This window comes from Flavobacteriales bacterium, assembly GCA_030584065.1.
Classification (GTDB): Bacteria; Bacteroidota; Bacteroidia; order Flavobacteriales_F; family PHOS-HE28; genus PHOS-HE28.
Window position 1 is genome coordinate 2,075,797 of sequence record CP129489.1, and the last position, 19,942, is coordinate 2,095,738.

A 19,942-nucleotide genomic window follows, 5' to 3' on the forward strand; every position below is an offset into this window, starting at 1 on the left:
CTTTGGATGCGGCGGTGCCTGATGCCGCCACCGAAGCCGGAGCAACCATGCGCCATCCGTTCATCACCCGTGCGCTTCCCGGAGCGCTGAGCCTCCTCTGCCTCTTCTCCTGTGCGAAGGACAACGAGGAGCAGGCCGCTGCCGGCGGCGGCGGCACCACGCCACCGCCCCCGCCGCCGGCATCCACCTCCTTCGTGCCGGTGGAGCTCATCCACGACAGCATCACCGACATCGATGGCAACCAGTACTACACCGTGCTCATCGGCACGCAGGAGTGGATGGCGCAGAACCTGCGCACCACGCGCTACCGCGATGGCAGCGCCATCCCCTATGTGCCCGACAATGCCGAGTGGACCGCATTGGACACCGGAGCCTGGTGCAACTACGTGAACAACGCCATCTACGACTCTCCGTGGGGCAAGCTGTACAACTGGTACGCCGCCGCAGCGCCGAACATCTGCCCCGAGGGCTGGCACGTGCCCACGCTGTGGGAGTACGACACGCTCAGGACCTATCTGGGCGGCAGCACTGTGGCCGGGGGGAAGATGAAGTCCACCTCCACGCAGCTCACCTTCGGGTGGATGGGGGGCAACGCCGGTGCCACCAACGAAAGCGGCTTCACCGCGTTGCCGAACGGCCGCCGCAGCTTCGACGGCGCGTACGATGTAACGCCGGGGCACCACGCCTACTTCTGGACGTCCACCCCGCAAAGCACGGGTTACAGCTACCGCTACCGGCTCTGGACCGGCGACAGCACCTTCAGCCAAGGGACCGACATCAACAGGTACGGCTTCTGCATCCGCTGCCTGAAGGATTGAGGCGCTCAAGCGGATGTGGCCCGGCACGCTGACACCGCGCCTATCCCCCTACTCCAGCTCCAGCAGCAGCCCCGTCCAATCCCCGCGGCTGTCCATCCGCACCCAGTCGCCATTGCGCACGCCGCGGTACACCTCCACCTCGGCCCCGCTGCTGTCGCGGGCGGTGATGCGCAGGTCCGTGAGGAAGTTGGACGGGTACACGTGGCCGCCCGATCCCTCCACCACCTCCAGGATCTCTGCCGTGGCGCCGGCCGCGATGCTGTCCACCCGCAGGGCGACCGCACCGCTGCGCTGCTGGGCCCACAGGTGCACCGTGGCATCGCCGCCGTTGCGCACCAGGTAGCTGGCCCTGCTGCGCGGCTCCACCTTCATGCACGCGGCAAGGCCCAGCGCCAGGAGCAGGATGGGCAGCCTTTCACGGTGCATGCGGCGAAAGTAGGGGCGGCGCCGCGCCGAGGCCCCCTCCTCCGCTGCGGGGCGCCACCGCTGCCGCAGGGCCTCATGCACCGCACCTTGCGGAGCATCGCCGCTGCGTGCCGCCCACCTGGAGGAAGGAGCCGGACGCCCGCCCGCTGCCCTCCCGCGCTGCGGCGCGTATGCAAGAATGACCTGAAACGTTGCGTCACCGGGCCGGTGCGCGCAGGGCGCCGCCGCATGCGCCGTAATCGCCTGATGCTGTGCGCGAACCGCCCGGGGAAGCCCGCTCCGCATCCGCCCTGCACGCAGCGATCGCCCCCCGGTTGCCAGCGGTGGATAAAAATTTCACCATCGGCCTGTGGAAAAGCGGCCACTACATTCGCCCCTGCGAATACGTTTCCGCCAATCGAAGAATTTTGACGCTCCACGCCCTTACCGGCTCCATCGTCACCCGATCCACCGCTGCGGCCTCGCGCGGAGGCAGCGGCGCACCGCACCTTTTCCCGAACCCCAGCCGGCCCTGAGCCGGTGCTGACATCCGACAACCAAAGCCCTGTTCCATGTCCACATTCAACCCCACCCCGAAGAGCGGCAGTACCGGTACGCGCATGCTGAAGCGCGCCCTGCTCCTGGCCGCGCTGGTGCTGCCCGCAGTCCTGTGGGCCCAGGTGAACTACACCCGAAGCACCTTCACCGGAACCTACACGCCCATCACCACCGGCGGTGGCGCGCTCACCGCCGGCGCTACCGGCGACGGCGTGTACACCAACGGCCTGCCGATCGGATTCAATTTCGATTACAACGGCACCGTGTACACCACCTTCGGGGTGAGCACGGACGGCTTCATGAGCTTCACCGCCACGACCAACTCGCTCACGAACACGAACCTCTTCTCCGCGACCGCGCCCAACGCGGTGATCGCACCGTGGTGGGACGACCTGAACACCAATGCCGTGGGCACCAACCCCGCAGGGTCCATCCTGTACCAGACCACGGGCGCTCCGGGCAGCCAGGTGCTCACGGTGCAGTGGATCGTGTCCAGCTACTGGAGCACATCCGCTGGCCAGCCACGCCTGCTCAACTTCCAGGTGAAGCTCTACGAGGCCACCGGGGATATTGAGCTCTGGTATGGCGATGCAATCGGCACGACCACCAATACCGCCGAATCCGCCTCCATCGGCCTGGAGAGCGCCACCGGCGGCAATGGGCAGTACATCGATGCGGTGACCGGCTCGCGCTTCACCAGCAACAGTACCCTGCAGAGCAACCGCTGGCCCGCCTACAACTTCCGCTTCACCCCCGGCAGCGCAGCTCCTGTGGCGGCCGGCACCTACAACGTGGGCGTGGGCCAGACCTATGCCAACCTGAACGAAGCCGTGGCCGACCTGAACCTGCGCGGCGTGAACGGCGCGGTGACCCTCAACCTCACCGACGACCAGTATGACGCGACCCCCGCCGGCGGCAGCCACTTCTTCCCCATCCTGCTGGGCCCCGTGAGCGGTGCCAGCGCCACCAACACCATCACCATCACCAAGAGCGGCACCCCGGCGGTGATCACCTATGACGGGGCGCTGGGGTCCAGCGGATCCCTGGGCAACCAGGCTTCCACCACCGGCGTGGGCGGCTCCAACGTGGACCCCATCATCGGCCTGGTGGGCGCTGATTACGTGACCATCCAGAACGTGACCCTGCTCGGCCCCAGCGGCAGCCTGGTGGACCATGGCATCGGCCTCTACAACAGCTCCGCCACGGATGGCGCCACCAACAACACCATCCAGAACGTGACCGTGCAGATGAACCGCGGCAACACGGGCAGCCGCGGCTTCCGCATGAACACCGGCACCACCCCCAGCTCGGCCGCCGGCGCCAACAGCAACAACACCTTCCGCGACTTCACCATCCGCAACGTGTACGCGGGCATCGAGTTCAGCGGCAACGCCACCTGGCCCGACGTGAACACGCAGATCGTGGCCACGGATTGCAACACGCCCAACAGCATCGGCGATCCGAACACCGCATTCGACATCGGCGGCGGCAACTCTTCCACGGCCTCATACGGCATTCAGCTCACCAACCAGAGCGGCTTCACGGTCAACGGCAATGCGATCCGCAACGTGAGCAACACCACCGGGCAGCTGGATGGCATCAACATCGTTGCCTTCCAAGGGACCTGCACAGTGGCCAACAACGTGGTCCGCACCATCACGCGCAACAGCACCAGCTCCACTGTTGCGCTGACCGGCATCCGGGCCACGCATCCCACCACCGGCACGCACGCGCTGCGCATCTACAACAACGCGATCAGCGAGGTGCGCAACCTCTATACCGGTACGATAACCGCCACACGAAGCCCCTTGGGCATCTATGCACCCACCACTGGCGGCGCGAACACCCAGAGCTTCGAGGTGTGGAACAACACCATCAGCATCGACCAATCTGCCAATCCGAACATCTCCAGTTCCTGCCTTGAGATCGCCAGCACGGCCACCACCGGTGCCACCTGGACGGTGCGCAACAACATCTTGGCGAACTACACTACGGGACAGACCGGCGTGGGGCGCCACTTCGGCGTGGTGCACTCCAACAACGGCACCATCGTAGGCGCCACTGGATCATTGCTCAGCAACAACGCCATCTACATCGCAGACGGTGCCGGCACCACCGGGTTCACCGCTGGCGGTGGCGGCTCCTCGCTGACCACCACTCCCTCGGCCACCTACAATGGACAGGCTGCCTGGGATGCAGCATCTGCACAGGTGGGCGCGAACCTTGACGACAATCCCAACCTGACGACAGGGCTGGAATCGGCTTCCGCCGCATTGAATGGCGCGGGAGCCGCCGTGCCCGGTTACCTCACCGTGGATGCCGCCTGCGCCCCGCGCCAGAACGACATCGGCGCCTTCAACATCAACGCCTGCGTGACGCCGGTGGCCGGCACGATCGATGGTTCGCCCCTCGCCTGCCTCGGCCAGGCCAATGCCCTCTCGCTCGATGGCGCCTCCAGCGGCCTCGGCATCAGCTACCAGTGGCGCTACGGCCCGGTGGGCGGCCCCTATGACGACCTGCTCGGCACCGCCCTTACCCAGAGCACCAGCGGCCTGCCCTTGGGCAGCTACGAAGTGGTGGTGGACGTGATCTGCTCGGCCGGCCCCACCACGGTCACCACGGCGCCCTTCGCGCTCACGGTGAACCCCGTGCCCACCGCCTCGGCCAGCGCGGGCCCCGCCTGCATCGGCCAGACACTGCAGCTCGCCGGCACCACCGACATCGGCACCGGCTTCACCTGGTCCGGCCCGAACGGCTTCAACAGCACCCTGCAGAACCCCACCATCGGCAGCCTCACCGCAGCCGCCAACGGCACCTACACCTTCATCGCCTCGGCCGCGGGCTGCAGCAGCACCCCGGCCACTGTGGCGGTGAGCACCGTACAGCCCCCCACGATCAGCTCGGTCACCGCTTCGCAGAACCCCATCTGCATCAACAGCTCGGCGCAGCTGAATGCCGCAGCGACCGGTGCCCAGCCGAACGTGCTCATCTCCGAGGTGGTCCTTTTCCGCACCGGTACGGGACAGACGCCGACCTATCCGGCGCACATCACCGGTGCCGACCTGGCCGAACTGGTGAACGCCTCTACCGTGCCGGCCGACATCAGCGGCTGGACCATCCAGGCTTTCGCGAGCAACGGCACCACCCCCAGCCATAGCCTGACCTTTGCCCCGGGCACGGTGATCCCGGCCAATGGCGTGGCCGTGGTGCACTTCGGTTCGGGCACGGACAACGTCCCTCTCCTGTACTTCAACACGGGCGGCTCCAGCGACACCTACTTCTCGGGTGGCCCGATGGGCGTGGTGCTGAAGAACGGCAGCTTCGTCATCGATGCCGTGGGTGCCGGAACATCCTTCACCTGGAACCCTGCCACCGGTGTGACCGCCGGGGATTGGAGCGGTGTGGCCAGCTCACCGAGCGGCATTGCCGGTTCCATCCGCACCGCGCTGTCGGACAACAACACAGGGGCTGACTGGACCGCCTCTTCCGTTGGCCTGCCGCAGACCATCGGCACCTACAACAACTACAACAATCCGAACTCCAGCCCCATCGCTTCCTACGCATGGGACCCTGTGACCTTCCTGGACGATGCCACCATCGCCAACCCGCAGGCATCGAACGTGACGGCCACCACGGCCTACACGGTGACGGTGACCAATACGGCCGGCTGCGCCTCGGTGGGGAACATCACCCTTCAGGCCAACCCGGCCATCGGGCCCACGCAGGCCGAGATCAACCCCGACCCGGCGGAGTTCTGCACGGGCGGCGATGTGGAACTCACCGCCAGCCCCCTGGGCGGCGGCGCCCCCTACACCTACACGTGGACCGACCCGAACAACGTGACGGGCGCGCCCTCCAGCTCGGCCACCCAGGTGGTGAACATCCCCGGCCTTTGGACCGTGCAGATCGATGATGCCTGCGGCGGCACCGCCACGGCGAGCATCACGGTGGTGGAGAACCCCACCCCCACGGCCTCGGCCAGCGCCGGCCTGGCCTGCCTGGGCCAGACCCTGCAGCTGACGGGCACCACCGACATCGGCACCAGCTTCGCTTGGACCGGCCCCAACAGCTTCGCCAGCACCAGCCAGAACCCCACGGTGAACCCCGTGGTGCCGGCCAGCGCAGGCACCTACAGCTTCGTGGCCACCCTGGGCGATTGCTCCAGCGCACCGGCCACGGTGACCGTGAGCCCGCAGCCCGCCCCCATCATCTCGTCGGTGACCGCCACCCCCAACCCGGTCTGCGCCGGCACGGGTGATGTGCAGCTCAATGTGAACGCGTTCGTCGGCTACGCCGGCGCACCCATCGCCTACGCGCCGCTCAGCCCCGCAGGGCCTGTCACCCCCGGCCCCACGGGCGATGACAGCATGTCGGGCGACGTGGCCATCGGCTTCACCTTCCCCTTCTTCGGCGTGAACTACACCACGCTGCGCATCAGCACCAACGGCTTCATCACCTTCGCCAACACCACCGATGCGGGCTGCTGCTCCGGTGAGCTGCTGCCCACCAACGATGTGAACCAGCCCAACAACGTGATCGCGCTGGCCTGGGAGGATTACAACACGGGCCTCGGCGGCACCATCGACTACTTCACGCTCACCGCCCCGAACCGCTTCGTGGTCCGCTACAACAACGTGATCCGCTTCGGCAGCACCGGCGCGCTCGACGGCCAGATCGTGCTCTTCGAGGACGGCACGGTGGAGATGCACATCGCCAACTCCAACACCACGGGCGGCGACATCATCACCCAGGGCCTGGAGAACGCCGCCGGCACCGAGGCCATCACCGTCCCGGGCCGGAACGCAGCCGAGTACAGCATCACCAACGACGGCTACCGCTTCTCGCTGCCCCAGGCTGACTACCTGTGGACGCCCAGCACCTTCCTCACCTCCGATGTGATCGCCAACCCCGTGGCGGAGGCCCCCACGGCCACCACCGCCTACAGCGTCCTGGTGTCGTCCACCAACGGCTGCGAATCCACCGGCAACGTGACGATGACGGTGAACCAGAGCCCCGATGTGGACCTGGCCGTGGTGCAGGACTGCATCAACTCGGCCTTCTCCATCAGCGTGCTGGTGAACAGCACCGGCAACGGCCCCACGGTCGACCTCAGCTACACGGTGAACGGCGGCACCCCCGTGGTGGTGAGCGGCCTCGCCGCCGGCCCGCAGGCCCCCCTCGGGCCCTTCCTGGGCACCGATGACGTGGTGGTGACCATCGTGGACCCCGCCGCCGGCTGCAACACCACCCTGCCCGTGTTCCGCAGCGGATGCCCCGAGTTCATCGTCTGCCCCAACATCCTCACCAAGACCTACTGCTACGAGAACAACGACACCCGCAGCTGGCTCTTCGAGGCGCCCCCGGGCGAGACCATCCGCCTGCGCTTCGTGAGCGGCGGCATGGAGCCCAATGACATCATCAACATCTACGACGGCGTGGACGACAACGCGCCCTCGCTCACCGCGGGCTCCTTCGCCAACCTCTTCGGCGTCACCGTGGTCTCCACCGGCCAGAGCATCTACATGGTGGTGGCCAGCGATGGCAGCGGCAGCTGCGCCGACAACGACCCCCTCGCCTCCACCTGGGTGTGGGAGGTGCAGTGCAACCCCGGCTGCGTAGACCCCGCCGGCTCCGTCGCCACCGTGCTCGACTGCTTCGAGCAGCGCTTCTCGCTCGACGTGGGCGTCGACTTCGTGGGCGACGGCGCCACCGTTGACCTGGAGTACAGCGTGAACGGCGGAACGCCCGTCACCATCCCGGGCCTGATCGACTTCGACATCCAGAACATCGGGCCCTTCGCCTTCGGCGATGACGTGGAGGTCTTCCTGCGCCACGACTTCGACGGCTCCTGCGACCTGAACCTGGGCACCTTCACCGAGGAGCAGTCGGCCTGCCCCAACGACGAGCCCTGCTCCGCGTGGATCCTGCCGATGAACCCCAACTACACCTGCACGGCCACCTCGCCCGGCAACATGACCGGTGCCACGCTCACGGCCGGCATCACGGGCGGCTGCACCGGCGTGGTGCAGGACCGCTGGTACCGCTTCACCGCCACGGCCCCCACGCACCGCGTGCAGCTGGGCGGCACCACCACGGGCCTCTCGCACTCCATCTACACCGGCACCTGCGGCGCCCTGACCTTGGTGCCCGGCACCAGCTGCGTGAGCGGCGCCACGGCCAGCAACCCGGCCAACCTCACCATCGGTGAGATCTACTGGGTGCGCGTGAGCCGCACCACCGCGGGCACCAACGCCTACACGGTGTGCGTGAGCGCGCCGCCGCTGATCGACGTGGACGCCACCGTGCTGGTGGAGCCCCTGGCCGCCGGTTGCTACACCGCCGCCGAGGACGTGATCGTGCGCGTGCTGAACAACGCCATCTACCCGCTTGACCTGAGCGTGAACCCGCTCACGGTGAACGTGGCCGTCACCGGCGCCGCCACCGCCAACCTCAGCGGCACGGTGAGCACCGGCATCGTGGCCCCCGCCGCCACCATCGACGTGACCATGAGTGCCACGCTCGACATGACCGCCGCTGGCACCTACACCTTCAACGGCAGCGCCGTGGTGGCCGGTGACGGCAACGCCACCAACGACGGCATGACCGCCGCCAACCGCATCAACGCGGCCACGGTGGCCATCCCGCAGACCTGCAACTTCACCGGCTTCACCGGGTCGAACCTCACCACGGTGTTCCCGAACTTCCGTGAGGGCGCAGGCGCCGCATTGCCGGCCGGCACAACCAGTGGATGGCTCAGCTCCAGCGCGCTGGGACAGGCCACCGCGCGCATCAACCTCTTCGGCACCACCCGCAACGAGTGGATCGTGGGACCGAAGTTCGTACCCGTGCTGGGCACCGTGCTGCAGTACAAGATCGCCATCACGGACTTCGCCTCCGGTGCAGCCGACCCGGCTGGCATGCAGGGCACCGATGACCGGGTGCGCGTGATGATCAGCACCGATTGCGGCGCCAGCTACAGCGAGATCTTCGTGCACAACGCCGCCAACACCGTGGGCATCACCAACAGCCTGGTGCAGCAGCAGGTGGACCTGAGCAGCTACGCCGGGCAGCCGGTGATCATCGCCTTCCTGGCGCAGGACGGCCCGGTTGACAACACCCCGGACTACGACTTCCACCTGGATGACATCAACATCACCAACATCGCCGTCTGCGCCGGCGCACCGGTGGCCGGAACGGCGGCCGGCTCGCAGCCAGGCCCCGTCTGCGCACCCGCCAGCACGAACCTGAGCCTCACCGGCCAGAGCACCGATGCCGGCGTGGCGGTGACCTGGTGGAGCTCCACGGTGAACGGCGGCCCCTACACCACCAACGTGGGCAGCGGTGCTTCCGTGACCGCCAGCGGCCTTACCGAGACCACCTACTTCGTGGCCTCGGTGAAGTGCCTGGCCACCAACGACAGCACGCTCTCCAACCAGGTGAGCATCCAGGTGACGCCCACGCCGACCGCCAGCGCCAGCGCCGGCCCTGCCTGCACCGGCCAGGACCTGCAGCTGACCGGCACCACCGACTTCGGCACCACCTTCAGCTGGACCGGCCCGAACTCCTTCAGCAGCACGGACCAGAACCCGCTGATCACGGCCATCACCACGGCCGCCCAGGGCACCTACACCTTCACGGCCACGGCCAACGGCTGCTCCACCCAGGGCACGGTGGCGGTATCGGTGAACACCACCCCGGTGATCACCAGCCTCACCGCCGACCCCAACCCGGTGTGCATCGGCGCCAACAGCCAGCTGAATGCGACGGCCCCGGTGTCCGGGTACAGCCTGGGCAGCAGCGGCACCAGCTTCATCGACATCAGCGGCACGGGAACGGCCATCCCCGGCGTGGGTGATGACACCGAGCACAACATCACCATCCCCGGCGGCTTCATCTTCAATGGGGTGAACTACACCGACGCGCGGGTAGGCGCCAACGGCGTCATCGTGTTCGGTGCGACGGCCGGTGATATCTCGCTCACCAACGCCGCTCTTCCGACCGGTACGGTGGCCGCAGGCAATGCCTTCCTGGCGCCGTGGTGGGACGACATCGACAACGATGCGGGCGGCGGCCAGATCTTCATCGGCCAGAGCGGCAACCTGCTCATCGCCCAGTGGAACAACTGGGGCCGTTCCGCAGCGGTCGCCGGCCAGGTCATCACCTTCCAGGTGCAACTGGACCAGGTGACCGGGCAGATCTTCTTCGTCTACCCCGACGTCATCTTCGGTGGCACACAGGCCGCCGCCAATGACAACGGCCTCAACGCCACGGTCGGCATCCAGTGGGCCAACGCGGCCGGAAGCGCCATCCAGTACAGCTTCAACCAAGCCAGCCTCGTCGATGGCCAGGTGATCAGCTTCACGCCGAACCAGGCCACCTTCTCGTGGAGCCCGGCCACCTACCTCACGGCCACGAACGTGGCCGATCCCGAGGCCCAGAACGTGCTGGCCGACATCACCTACACGGTGACGGCAACGGCCACCAACGGCTGCGTGTCCGCACCGGCACAGGTGACGCTGGAGGCCAACCCGGCCATCCAGGCGGGTGAGGCGGAGATCAACCCCGACCCGGCCAGCTTCTGCACCGGCAGCGATGTGGAGCTCACCGCCGTGCCCCAGGGCGGCGGCGGCCCCTACACCTTCACGTGGACGAGCCCCAGCAACGTCACCGGCGCGCCCAGCGCATCGCCCACCCTCACGGTGGATGAGGCGGGCACCTGGAGCGTGCTGATCGAGGATGGCTGCGGCAGCGATGCCACCGCCACCGTGGTCGTCACCGAATACGCCGTGCCCGTGGCCAGCGCCAGCAGCAACAGCCCCGTATGCGTGGGCGCCGACATCGAACTGCAGGGCGGCAGCGACGTGCCGGGCAGCACCTTCGCCTGGACCGGACCGTTGAGCTTCAGCAGCACCGATGAGGACCCCGTGATCGCCGGCGCCACGCTCACCATGAGCGGCACCTACAGCGTGGTGGCCACGGCCAACGGCTGCAGCAGCGCACCCGCCACCGCCAGCGTGAGCGTGAACGTGACGCCCACCGCCCCCGTGGTGGTGCCCACGGTGTGGTCGCTCTGCCCCGGCGGCAGCGTGGACATCACGGCAAGCTCCACCGCGCTCTCCACGGTCAGCTTCAACGGTGGTGGCGTGGCCATCCCCGCAGCGCCGAACAGCGGTGGAACAGGTGCCAGCAGCATCGGTGGCCCCTACCCCTCCACCATCACGGTGAGCGGGCTGCCCACCAGCGGCGTCACCGTGAAGCGGGTGTTCCTCAACGGCATGGTACACACCTTCCCGGATGACATCGACATCCTGCTGCAGTCGCCCACCGGCACCAACGTGGTGCTGATGTCCGATGCCGGCCTCAGCAACGACTTCACGGGTGAGAACCTGGAGATCCGCGACGATGCCGCAGGTCCGATGTCGGACAGCGGAGTGATCCCATCCGGCTCCTACCAGTGCACCAACTACGGCACGCCCGACAACTGGTTCGCTCCGGGCCCTGGCGATGTGACCCAGGCCACGCCCTCGCTGAGCCTCTTCACCGGCGATCCCAACGGCACCTGGAGCCTCTTCGTCTCGGATGATGCCGGTGGCGACACGGGCAACATGGCCGGCTGGGCCATCGAGTTCGAGTACAACAACGTCACCTACACCTGGACCGGCGCGGGCCTCAACACCAGCAGCGGCCCCGATGTGACGGCCACCCCGGCGGCCACCACCACCTACACGGTGACCGCGGAGAACAACAGCTGCTCGGCCAGCACGGACATCACCGTGTACATCGGCAACAACGACCTCACCCTCGAGCTGGAGACCGACGGCAACGGCGAGGACCTCTCCTACGAGCTGCGCCAGGACGGCACCAACGCCCTGATCTACGCCGTGGAGGCCGGCACCTTCCCGGACAACGCCATCGTCACCAGCTTCAGCTGCCTGCCTGACGGCTGCTACCACCTGCGCGTGCTCGATGCGGGCGGCGACGGCATCGCCGGCGGCGGCTACATCCTGCGCGAAGGCGACGGGGCCCAGCGCCGCATCATCGACAACCGCGACAACTTCTCCAGCGGGGCGGTGAGCGCCATCGCCAGCAACGGGGCCTTCTGCCTGCCGCTCGGCGACGACCGCCTGATCTTCACCAGCTGCGACAAGCTCGACTGGAAGACCAGCCCCTGCGGCGGTGAGTTCGTGGTGGCCAACAACAACGCTGCGGTGACCGCCCAGTTCGGCGTCACCAACGCCACCAGCGGCTACCAGATGTGGTGGTACGACCCCAACGGCGGCTACAGCTTCCGTCGCTTCCAGAGCCACAGCACGGCCAACGGCCTGCCGGTGAGCGCCACCCGCGCCTGCCACTTCCAGCTCAACAGCTGGAGCGGCAACCAGCTGCAGCAAGGCGTGGTGTACAACGTGAAGGTGCGCGGACGCGTGGCCGGCAACTACCTGCCCTGGGGCGCTGCCTGCCGCCTGAAGGTGGACAACACCCTGGCCCAGTGCCCCGCCACCAAGCTGATGGACATCCCCGACAACCAGTTCCTGAGCTGCGGCCAGACCCGCCCGGTGGGCACCAGCCAGGCCAGCCTGGTGCATGCCCGCCCCGTGCGCCGCATGAACAACAACTGCAATTGGGTGAACGCCAACCGCTACCAGTTCCGCTTCCGCATCGCCTCGGAGAACTTCGTGCTCGTGAAGACCAGCGCCACCGGCCAGTACTTCGTGAACACCAACGGCCTGCAGCCCTGCAAGACCTACGATGTGGATGTGCGCGTGAGCTTCAACAACGGCAGCACCTGGTGCGTGGTGACCCCCAACCCCACCAGCGTGAGCGACCCCGCCTGGGGCGATGTGTGCCAGCTGACCACCGCCTGCGACCTCAACCAGAGCCTGGCAGTGCAGCCCGGCACGGCCGCCGGTGAAGCCGCCGAGCTGCGCATGTACCCCAACCCGAACCGCGGCGACCAGCTGATGCTCTCGCTCGACCGCGTGGCGGAGGGCGTGGAGACCGTGAGCGTGGACATCTACGACGGCTTCGGCAAGCGCGTGAGCGCCCGCACCATCGCGGTGCAGGATGGCTTCCTCAACACGGTGCTCGACCTCAACGGATCGCTCGCCAACGGCCTCTACATGGTGAACATCACCGCCGGCACGGCCACCTTCACCGAGCGCCTGGTGATCCAGAAGTAGGTACCGCCCGAACCGACCTATGAGCGCGGCCCCCACCGTTTCCGGTGGGGGCCGCTGCGTTTGGGCGGCTCGCGCCGCGGGGCGGCCGGCGCACCGGTCCGCCCTTCTGCACCCATTGGCCCGCACGGCCTGTTCATCGATGACCCGAACCTGCCTGAACGCAGAAAAATGCGCTTCATCGATGGGAAAGCTTGACTTTCAATTCACACCGCATTAGCTTCCCCTCGCTTTTGCCGCGGAGCCCTGCAAGGCCGCACAAGAGCAGGGTGCGCCACCGGACCGGAAGACCGGGAACGCACCCGCGGAACAGCCCGAGGAGCCCGGAAGGGACTGCGGAGACCAAACCTCCCCGCCCCTTCCCTACTACCATCCCCTCCCCCCCACCCGCTGCCGGCCGCTTCCCCGCGGCCCCATTACCCGACAGGCCCACCCGCCTTGCCCTCGTGACGGCACCACGGAACGTGCCGCCCTTGCAACGTTCACACTTCCAAAACCAACACACATGAATCGACAGAACTCAAAGGGGCGAATGCGCCGAACGCGGTGGTCCATCGCCTCCCTGGCTGCGAGTGCAATGCTCTGGTCCGCCCTGCCCACAGGGGTTCAGGCCCAGTGCACCGCCACGACGCTGTACCCAAGCACCACCTTTACACCAACGGCGGGTGCAGGATTCCAAACCATCAACGCCTGCAATTATGCCGGCGAATACGCGAACGTGGCCGTGACCACGGGGGACACCTACATCTTCTCCACCTGCGCTGCTGACGGCTCCAACGTCACCTACGACTCACAGCTCACGCTGCGTACCACGGCTGGCGCCCAGCTCGGCTACAGCGATGACGCCTGCGGCACGCAATCGCGGATCACGTGGGTGGCCACGCTCACCGGCACGGTGCGCATCCACCTGCACCAGTACAACTGCGTGTCGAACACCACCTGCTCCGCCATCCGCGTGAGCCGGACGGCGGCCGGCGGAGGTGGAGGCAGCGGATGCCTAACGGCGTCCTATGGTCTTTACCCGGGCACCACGTTCACCCCGGTCTGCACAGGTGCAGCGGAATCCATTACCACGGTTGGCTACGCCGGCGAATACTCCAACGTGAACCTCACGGCCGGCACGCTGTACACGTTCACGAGCTCGGTAGGCACGGACTACATCACCATCAGCAATGCAGCCGGTACCACGGCGCTGGCCTTTGGTACCACGCCGCGCACCTACACCCCCTCCACCAGCGGCACCTACCGCTTCTACACGCACACAAGCGGCCCTGCTGCTTGTGGCGAGTCAGGCACTAGCCGGACCCGCGCGGTGCAATGCACCGCCCCTGCGGTGAACCCCTGCACGGCACCGGTGGCAGCTGCTGCCTGCGGCACCACCCAGACCACCTCGCTCAGCGGCACGCCCTTCTGGACCGTGCAGACCTTGTGCAGCTTCGGTCGCACCGGCATGGAGCGCATGTTCACCTACACGCCCACGGTGACGGGCAACTACAGCGTTACCGTGACCGCCAACAGCCTGAACAACTACTCCGCCCTCAGCTGGGCCACCTCCTGCGCGCAAGCTGCCACCTGGAACTGCATCAGCGGCGACCTGGCCTCATTCGCCACGGGCAGCTTCCCCATCGGCGCCACCTGGACCGCCGGCACCACCTACTACCTGCTGTGGCGCGGCGAAGCACCGGGCATGACCGGCACCGTGACCTGGCGCGTCAACTGCCCGCCGCCGCCCAGCGACGCCTGCGCCAGCGCCATCCCCATCACCACGCTGCCCTACACCAGCACACCGGTATCGACCGTGGGCGCCACCACCGACGGCCCGGTGACGACCTGTGATGGCCCATACAACAACGTCTGGTGGACCGTGAGCGGTGTTTGCGGACCCATGATCGCCTACACCTGCGGATCGAGCTATGACACCGAGATCGCCGTTTACGCAGGCACATGCGCCGGGCTGACCCCGATCACCTGTAACGATGATGCCGGGGCGAATGGCCCCTGCCCCTCCACGCTACAGAGCTGGGTAACCTGGGCAGCCACCCAAGGCACCACCTACTACATCGCGGTGGGCGACTACTGGTCGGGCGGAACCGGCGGCAACGCCGTACTGAACGTGACCGCGGTGGACGGCGATAGCGATGGCGTGGGCGATGCCTGCGACAATTGCGTGAGCACGGCCAATGCCAACCAGGCCGATGCCGATGCCGACGGCGTGGGCGATGTGTGCGACAACTGCCCAGCTGACTCCAACGCCAGCCAGACCGACAGCGATGGCGACACCAACGGTGACGCCTGCGACATCTGCCCCGGCGGCAATGACTTCACCGATGGCGACGGCGATGCCGTGCCCGATTTCTGCGACATCTGCCCCACGGTGAACAACGGCAGCCCCGGCCAGGCCTGCGATGACGGCAACCCGCTGACGGTGCTCGACGTGCTGGGCGGCAGCCCCGCCTGCGCCTGCGCAGGCACCCCCTGCACCCAGACGGTGACCGTGACCCTGCAGAGCGACGGCGCCAGCCCCCTGCGCTGGGCCCTGCGCCAGCAAGGCACCAACATCCTGGTGCAGAGCTCGCCCGGCTACCCCGCCTACGACTACCCGCCGCCGAGCCCCAACTACACCTACACCACCTGCCTGCCCGATGGCAACTACTACTTCACCATCGAGGACGGCGACTGCAACGGCATCGTGAACGGCGGTTACGTGGTGCGCGTGGACGGCAAGCGCGTGATCGACAACACGTCGAACTTCCTCAACGGCTGCATCAGCCAGATCTCCGGCGGCCAGGGCTTCACCATCCCCATGGGCAATGATCGCCTGGTGGTGGACGACATGGACCGCCTCGACCTGCGCCGCGGCGCCTCGGGCACCTGCTCGGACAGGCTGTTGGCCAACAACACCAACAACGTGACCGGCAACGTGTACCAGTTCTGGGTGTACGACCCCAACGGCACGCTCAGCCTGCGCTACCCCGCCAACACCGGCGGCCCCAACCAGCTGAACATGTTCAACCTGCCCTCGCTGGTGGAAGGCCGCCTCTACAACGTGCGCGTGCGCACGCAGATCAGCCCGGGCGTATGGCGCCAGTGGGGCCCTGCCACGCGCATGATGATCGACAACGTGGCGGGCCAGTGCAAGGCCACCAAGCTGAACGACGACCCGTCTGACTTCCGCTACTCCTGCGGCGTCACCAAGGCGCTGGGCAACGGCCAGGCCAACCTGGTCTACGCCAAGGGCAAGACCCGCCTCAACGCCAACTGCGTGTCGGTGCCCGCGAACCGCTACCAGTTCCGCTTCCGCCTCCCCGCCGAGGGCGTGGTGATCGTGAAGACCGGCGTGAGCAACAACCCGTGGACCTACCTGAACATGAACAACCTGGTGGGAACGCCCCTGCCCTCGAACGCCACCCTGCAGGCCTGCAAGCTCTACGAAGTGGAGGCCCGGGCCAGCTTCGACAATGGCGCCACCTGGTGCGTGGGCGGTGACCCCTACACGGACCTCACGCCCTGGGGCGACGTCTGCACGGTGTTCATCTCCGGCTGCTCCTCCATGGCCACGCAGCCCACGGGCAGCGAGAGCATGGATGCCGCGGCCGCCCTGCGCGTGTTCCCCAACCCGAACCGCGGCGACCAGCTGACCCTCGCGCTCGACCGCGTGGCGGCCGGCGTGGAGACCGTGAGCGTGGACATCTACGACGCCTTCGGCAAGCGGGTGACCGCTCGCACGATCGCGGTGCAGGATGGCTACCTCAACACGGTGCTCGACCTCAACGGCGCCCTGGCCAACGGCCTCTACATGGTGAGCATCACCGCCGGTGAAGCCACCTACAACGAGCGCCTGGTGATCCAGAAGTAAGCACCGCCTGAACCGGCCTTTGTGCGCGGCCCCCATCGGAAACGGTGGGGGCCGCTGCATTCAGGGCCTGGGCCAACCCCGGGATGCCCCCTGGGCCGCAACGGCATCCCGCCCCGCGGCAGGCCTCCATCAAGCCATCGCCGGGCGGTGCACCGCACCACGGTCAATCATGCGCCGTCCGCCGTGCCAAGCCCTCTGCACCGGCCGATGAAAGGCGCGGAGCAGGGCGCATGGAGAACGGCAGCCAAGGCCACGCCCGCGCTACGAGGGCGGGCACGACCCGCGCACCCCCGAGCGGGATCACCGCGTGAAATCCGGGTAGAGCAGGTACCTGGCCCGCACCCGGCGGAAGGCCTCCAGGTCCTTGGCCCATCCTGCGCGGATGGCCTCCTCCGTGGCGCCGGCCTGCACCTGCTGGCGCAGCTCAGGCCCGCCGGCCAGCTTGTCGAAGAAGGGAGTGAAGAACGCCGCCTTGTCCGGGCAGGCTTCGTACAGGCCGATCAGCCATTGCAGGTTGATGCGGCGGTCCATCCGCGTGCTGAACGCGCCATAGTCCCGCAGGTCGATCCCCGTGCAGCGCTTGCCCTTGTGCGGAGGGTCCTTGGCGCCCGGCTTGGGCACCGGGGTGAAGGCAAAGGCGCCGATGGGATTGCCGGGGTATCCCACGCACTGGAACGGCTGGTCGGTGCCGCGCCCCACGCTCACCATGGTGCCCTCGAAGAGCCCCAAGGATGGGTAGAGGTAGACCGCCGCCATGTTGGGCAGGTTGGGCGAAGGGCGCACGGGCAGCTGGTAGAAGGCATCGTGGTCGTAGCCCACGCACTCCACCACGGTGAGGTCGCACCGGCGCCCTTCCTTGAGCCAGCCCTCGCCGTTGATCATGCGGGCATACTCGCCGATGGTCATGCCATGCACCAGGGGCACGGGATGCATGCCCACGAAGGAGCGGTACGCCTCCTGCAGCACGGGACCGTCCACGTAGAAGCCATGGGGATTGGGACGGTCCAGCACGATCACCTTGCGCTGCTGCTCCTGCGCCGCCTCCATCACGTAGTGCAGCGTGCTGATGTAGGTGTAGAAGCGCACGCCCGCATCCTGGATGTCGAAGAGCAGCACCTCCGTATCGGCGAGCTGCGCGGCGGTGGGCTTCTTGTTGGCGCCATAGAGCGAGACGAGCGGCAGCCCGGTGCGGGCATCGCGCTGGTCCTTCACATGCTCACCGGCATCCGCCTCGCCGCGGAAGCCGTGCTCGGGGGCGAACACCTTCACCACCTGCACGCCGAGGGTGAGCAGGGAGTCCACCAGGTGGGTGCCGCCGATCATGCCGGTCTGGTTGGTCACCACCGCCACCCGCCGCCCGCGCAGCAGCGGCAGGTAGGCCTCGGTGCGCGCCGCGCCCACCGTCACCTCGGGCCTGCCGATGGCCACGGCCACCGGCTGCTGGGCTGCCGCCGCCAACGGGAGCGCCAGCAGCAGCGCGGCTATCTTCGCCCGCATCCCCTTCGCCGTGAGCTTCGCGCACTTCATCGCCCGCCGCATCGTACGCGGGGGAACCGCCGGATTCTCGCGGCCCATCGTGTTCATCGCGGTGCTCGGCATCGTGGTGGGCATGGCGGTCATGATCCTGACGGTGGGCATCACGCGGGGCTTCCAGCGCGAGGTGCGGGCGAAAGTAACCGGGGCGGCGGCCCACCTGCAGATCGTCGCCATCGGCCAGACCGACCCCAAGGAGACCCTGCGCATACCCATCGGCCAGCCGTTCTACCCCGCATTGGATACCGTTCCCGGCATCGCCCACATCCAAGTGTATGCCACACGGCCGGGCATCATCGAAACGGAGCGCGACATCGAGGGCGTGGTGCTCAAGGGCATCGGTGCCGACTACGACACCCGATTCCTCCGCACGCACCTGCTGCAGGGCGGGCTCCCGGCCATCGGCGACAGCGCACGCCCCATCGACCTGCTCCTCTCCAAGCACCATGCGGACCGCCTGCGCATCGGCGTGGACGACACCATCACCACCTACCTCGTCCGGGGCCGCGACGAGATCCGCCCGCGGCGCTTCCGCGTGTGCGGCGTGTACCAGACCGGGCTGGAGCAGATCGACCACAACCTGGTGTTCGTGGACATCGACCACCTGCAGCGCTTCGCCCAATGGGGGCTGAAAGCCGAGATCGATGTGAGCCCGCTCCGCTACAGCAGCTACGTGGAGATCACCGGGCTCGCGTTCGGGGGGGATCGGCTCTACACCTACGAATGGCCCGGAACGGATTGGAAGGGGCCTGGCCCGCACCGCGCCCTGCTCTACGACCGCTACGTGCCTGATGTGCCGTATGGCGCCATCGGCAAGGCCCCGAAGGACACCGCGTTCACGCTCGTCGTCCACGATGCCGATCGCACCATCCCGGACACGGCCGTCGTGCGCATCATCCCCGACTCGTTGGTGCGGGTGACCACCAGCCTGGGCACCGAGGTGATCGTGGGCGGCGTGCGCGTGGAGCGCAGCGGCAGCGGCGGCAGCTACCGCAGGTATTGCGGCGGCTTCGAGGTGATCCTCGACCGCTTCGAGGACATGCAGCGGCTCGACGACCTGGTGTACACCGCCTACCTGCCCCCCGACCTCCGCTCCCTCAGCGCGCGCGACCGCTTCCCGGAGATCTTCGCCTGGCTCGAGCTGCTGGACAAGAACGTGGTGGTGATCATCGCGCTCATGATCGCCGTGGCCATCATCAACATGACCAGCGCACTGCTGATCATCATCCTCGAGCGCACCGCCATGATCGGCACGCTCAAGGCCCTGGGAGCCACCAACGGCGCCATCCGCCGCATCTTCCTCCTCGATGCCGCCTACATCCTGGGCGCCGGCATCCTCCTCGGCGATGCCCTGGGAATCGGCCTCGCCGCCGTGCAGCAGCGCTTCGGCCTGGTGAAGCTGCCCGTGGAGACCTACTACGTGGATGCCGTGGTGGTGGACATCGAACCCCTAGCGGTGCTGGCGCTGAACGCAGGCACCCTGCTGGTGTGCGTGCTGGCGCTCATCCTCCCCAGCATGCTGGTGACCCGCATCGCGCCCGCCAAGGCCATCCGGTTCGCGTAGGGGCGGATCCTGATCCGCCCCTACGCAACCG

At 67.5% G+C, this 19,942-nt stretch carries 6 protein-coding genes; 4 read left to right on the forward strand and 2 right to left on the reverse strand.

The window, feature by feature from the left end:
- Positions 1-47: 47 nt before the first annotated feature.
- Positions 48-818 (forward strand): fibrobacter succinogenes major paralogous domain-containing protein, encoded by a 771-nt coding sequence (locus QY325_08875; protein ID WKZ64880.1) that lies wholly within the window; start codon positions 48-50, stop codon positions 816-818.
- Between the two features lie 48 nt (positions 819-866).
- Here QY325_08875 and QY325_08880 read toward each other — a convergent pair whose 3' ends face one another.
- Positions 867-1,244: a hypothetical protein gene (locus QY325_08880; GenBank protein ID WKZ64881.1), complete on the reverse strand. Its 378-nt coding sequence runs from the start codon at positions 1,242-1,244 to the stop codon at positions 867-869.
- A gap of 551 nt (positions 1,245-1,795) precedes the next feature.
- On the opposite strand from QY325_08880, the gene QY325_08885 reads away from it, so the two are divergent.
- Together QY325_08885 and QY325_08890 are read left to right on the forward strand one after the other, a co-directional pair.
- Entirely contained in the window at positions 1,796-12,961 is an 11,166-nt protein-coding gene (locus tag QY325_08885) for a lamin tail domain-containing protein (GenBank protein ID WKZ64882.1), read from the forward strand.
- 529 nt (positions 12,962-13,490) lie between these two features.
- The gene (locus QY325_08890) at positions 13,491-16,814 is read left to right on the forward strand and encodes a thrombospondin type 3 repeat-containing protein (GenBank protein WKZ64883.1); all 3,324 of its coding nucleotides are present in this window, start codon (positions 13,491-13,493) and stop codon (positions 16,812-16,814) included.
- A gap of 300 nt (positions 16,815-17,114) precedes the next feature.
- Here the strand turns inward: QY325_08890 and QY325_08895 are convergent, their stop codons facing one another.
- A complete protein-coding gene (locus QY325_08895) occupies positions 17,115-18,311 on the reverse strand; it encodes a DUF1343 domain-containing protein (GenBank protein WKZ64884.1) in 1,197 nt (398 codons plus the stop codon).
- Here QY325_08895 and QY325_08900 point away from each other — a divergent pair.
- The gene (locus QY325_08900) at positions 18,235-19,911 is read left to right on the forward strand and encodes an ABC transporter permease (GenBank protein ID WKZ64885.1); all 1,677 of its coding nucleotides are present in this window, start codon (positions 18,235-18,237) and stop codon (positions 19,909-19,911) included. The genes QY325_08895 and QY325_08900 overlap by 77 nt on opposite strands.
- The last annotated feature ends 31 nt before the right edge of the window (positions 19,912-19,942 follow it).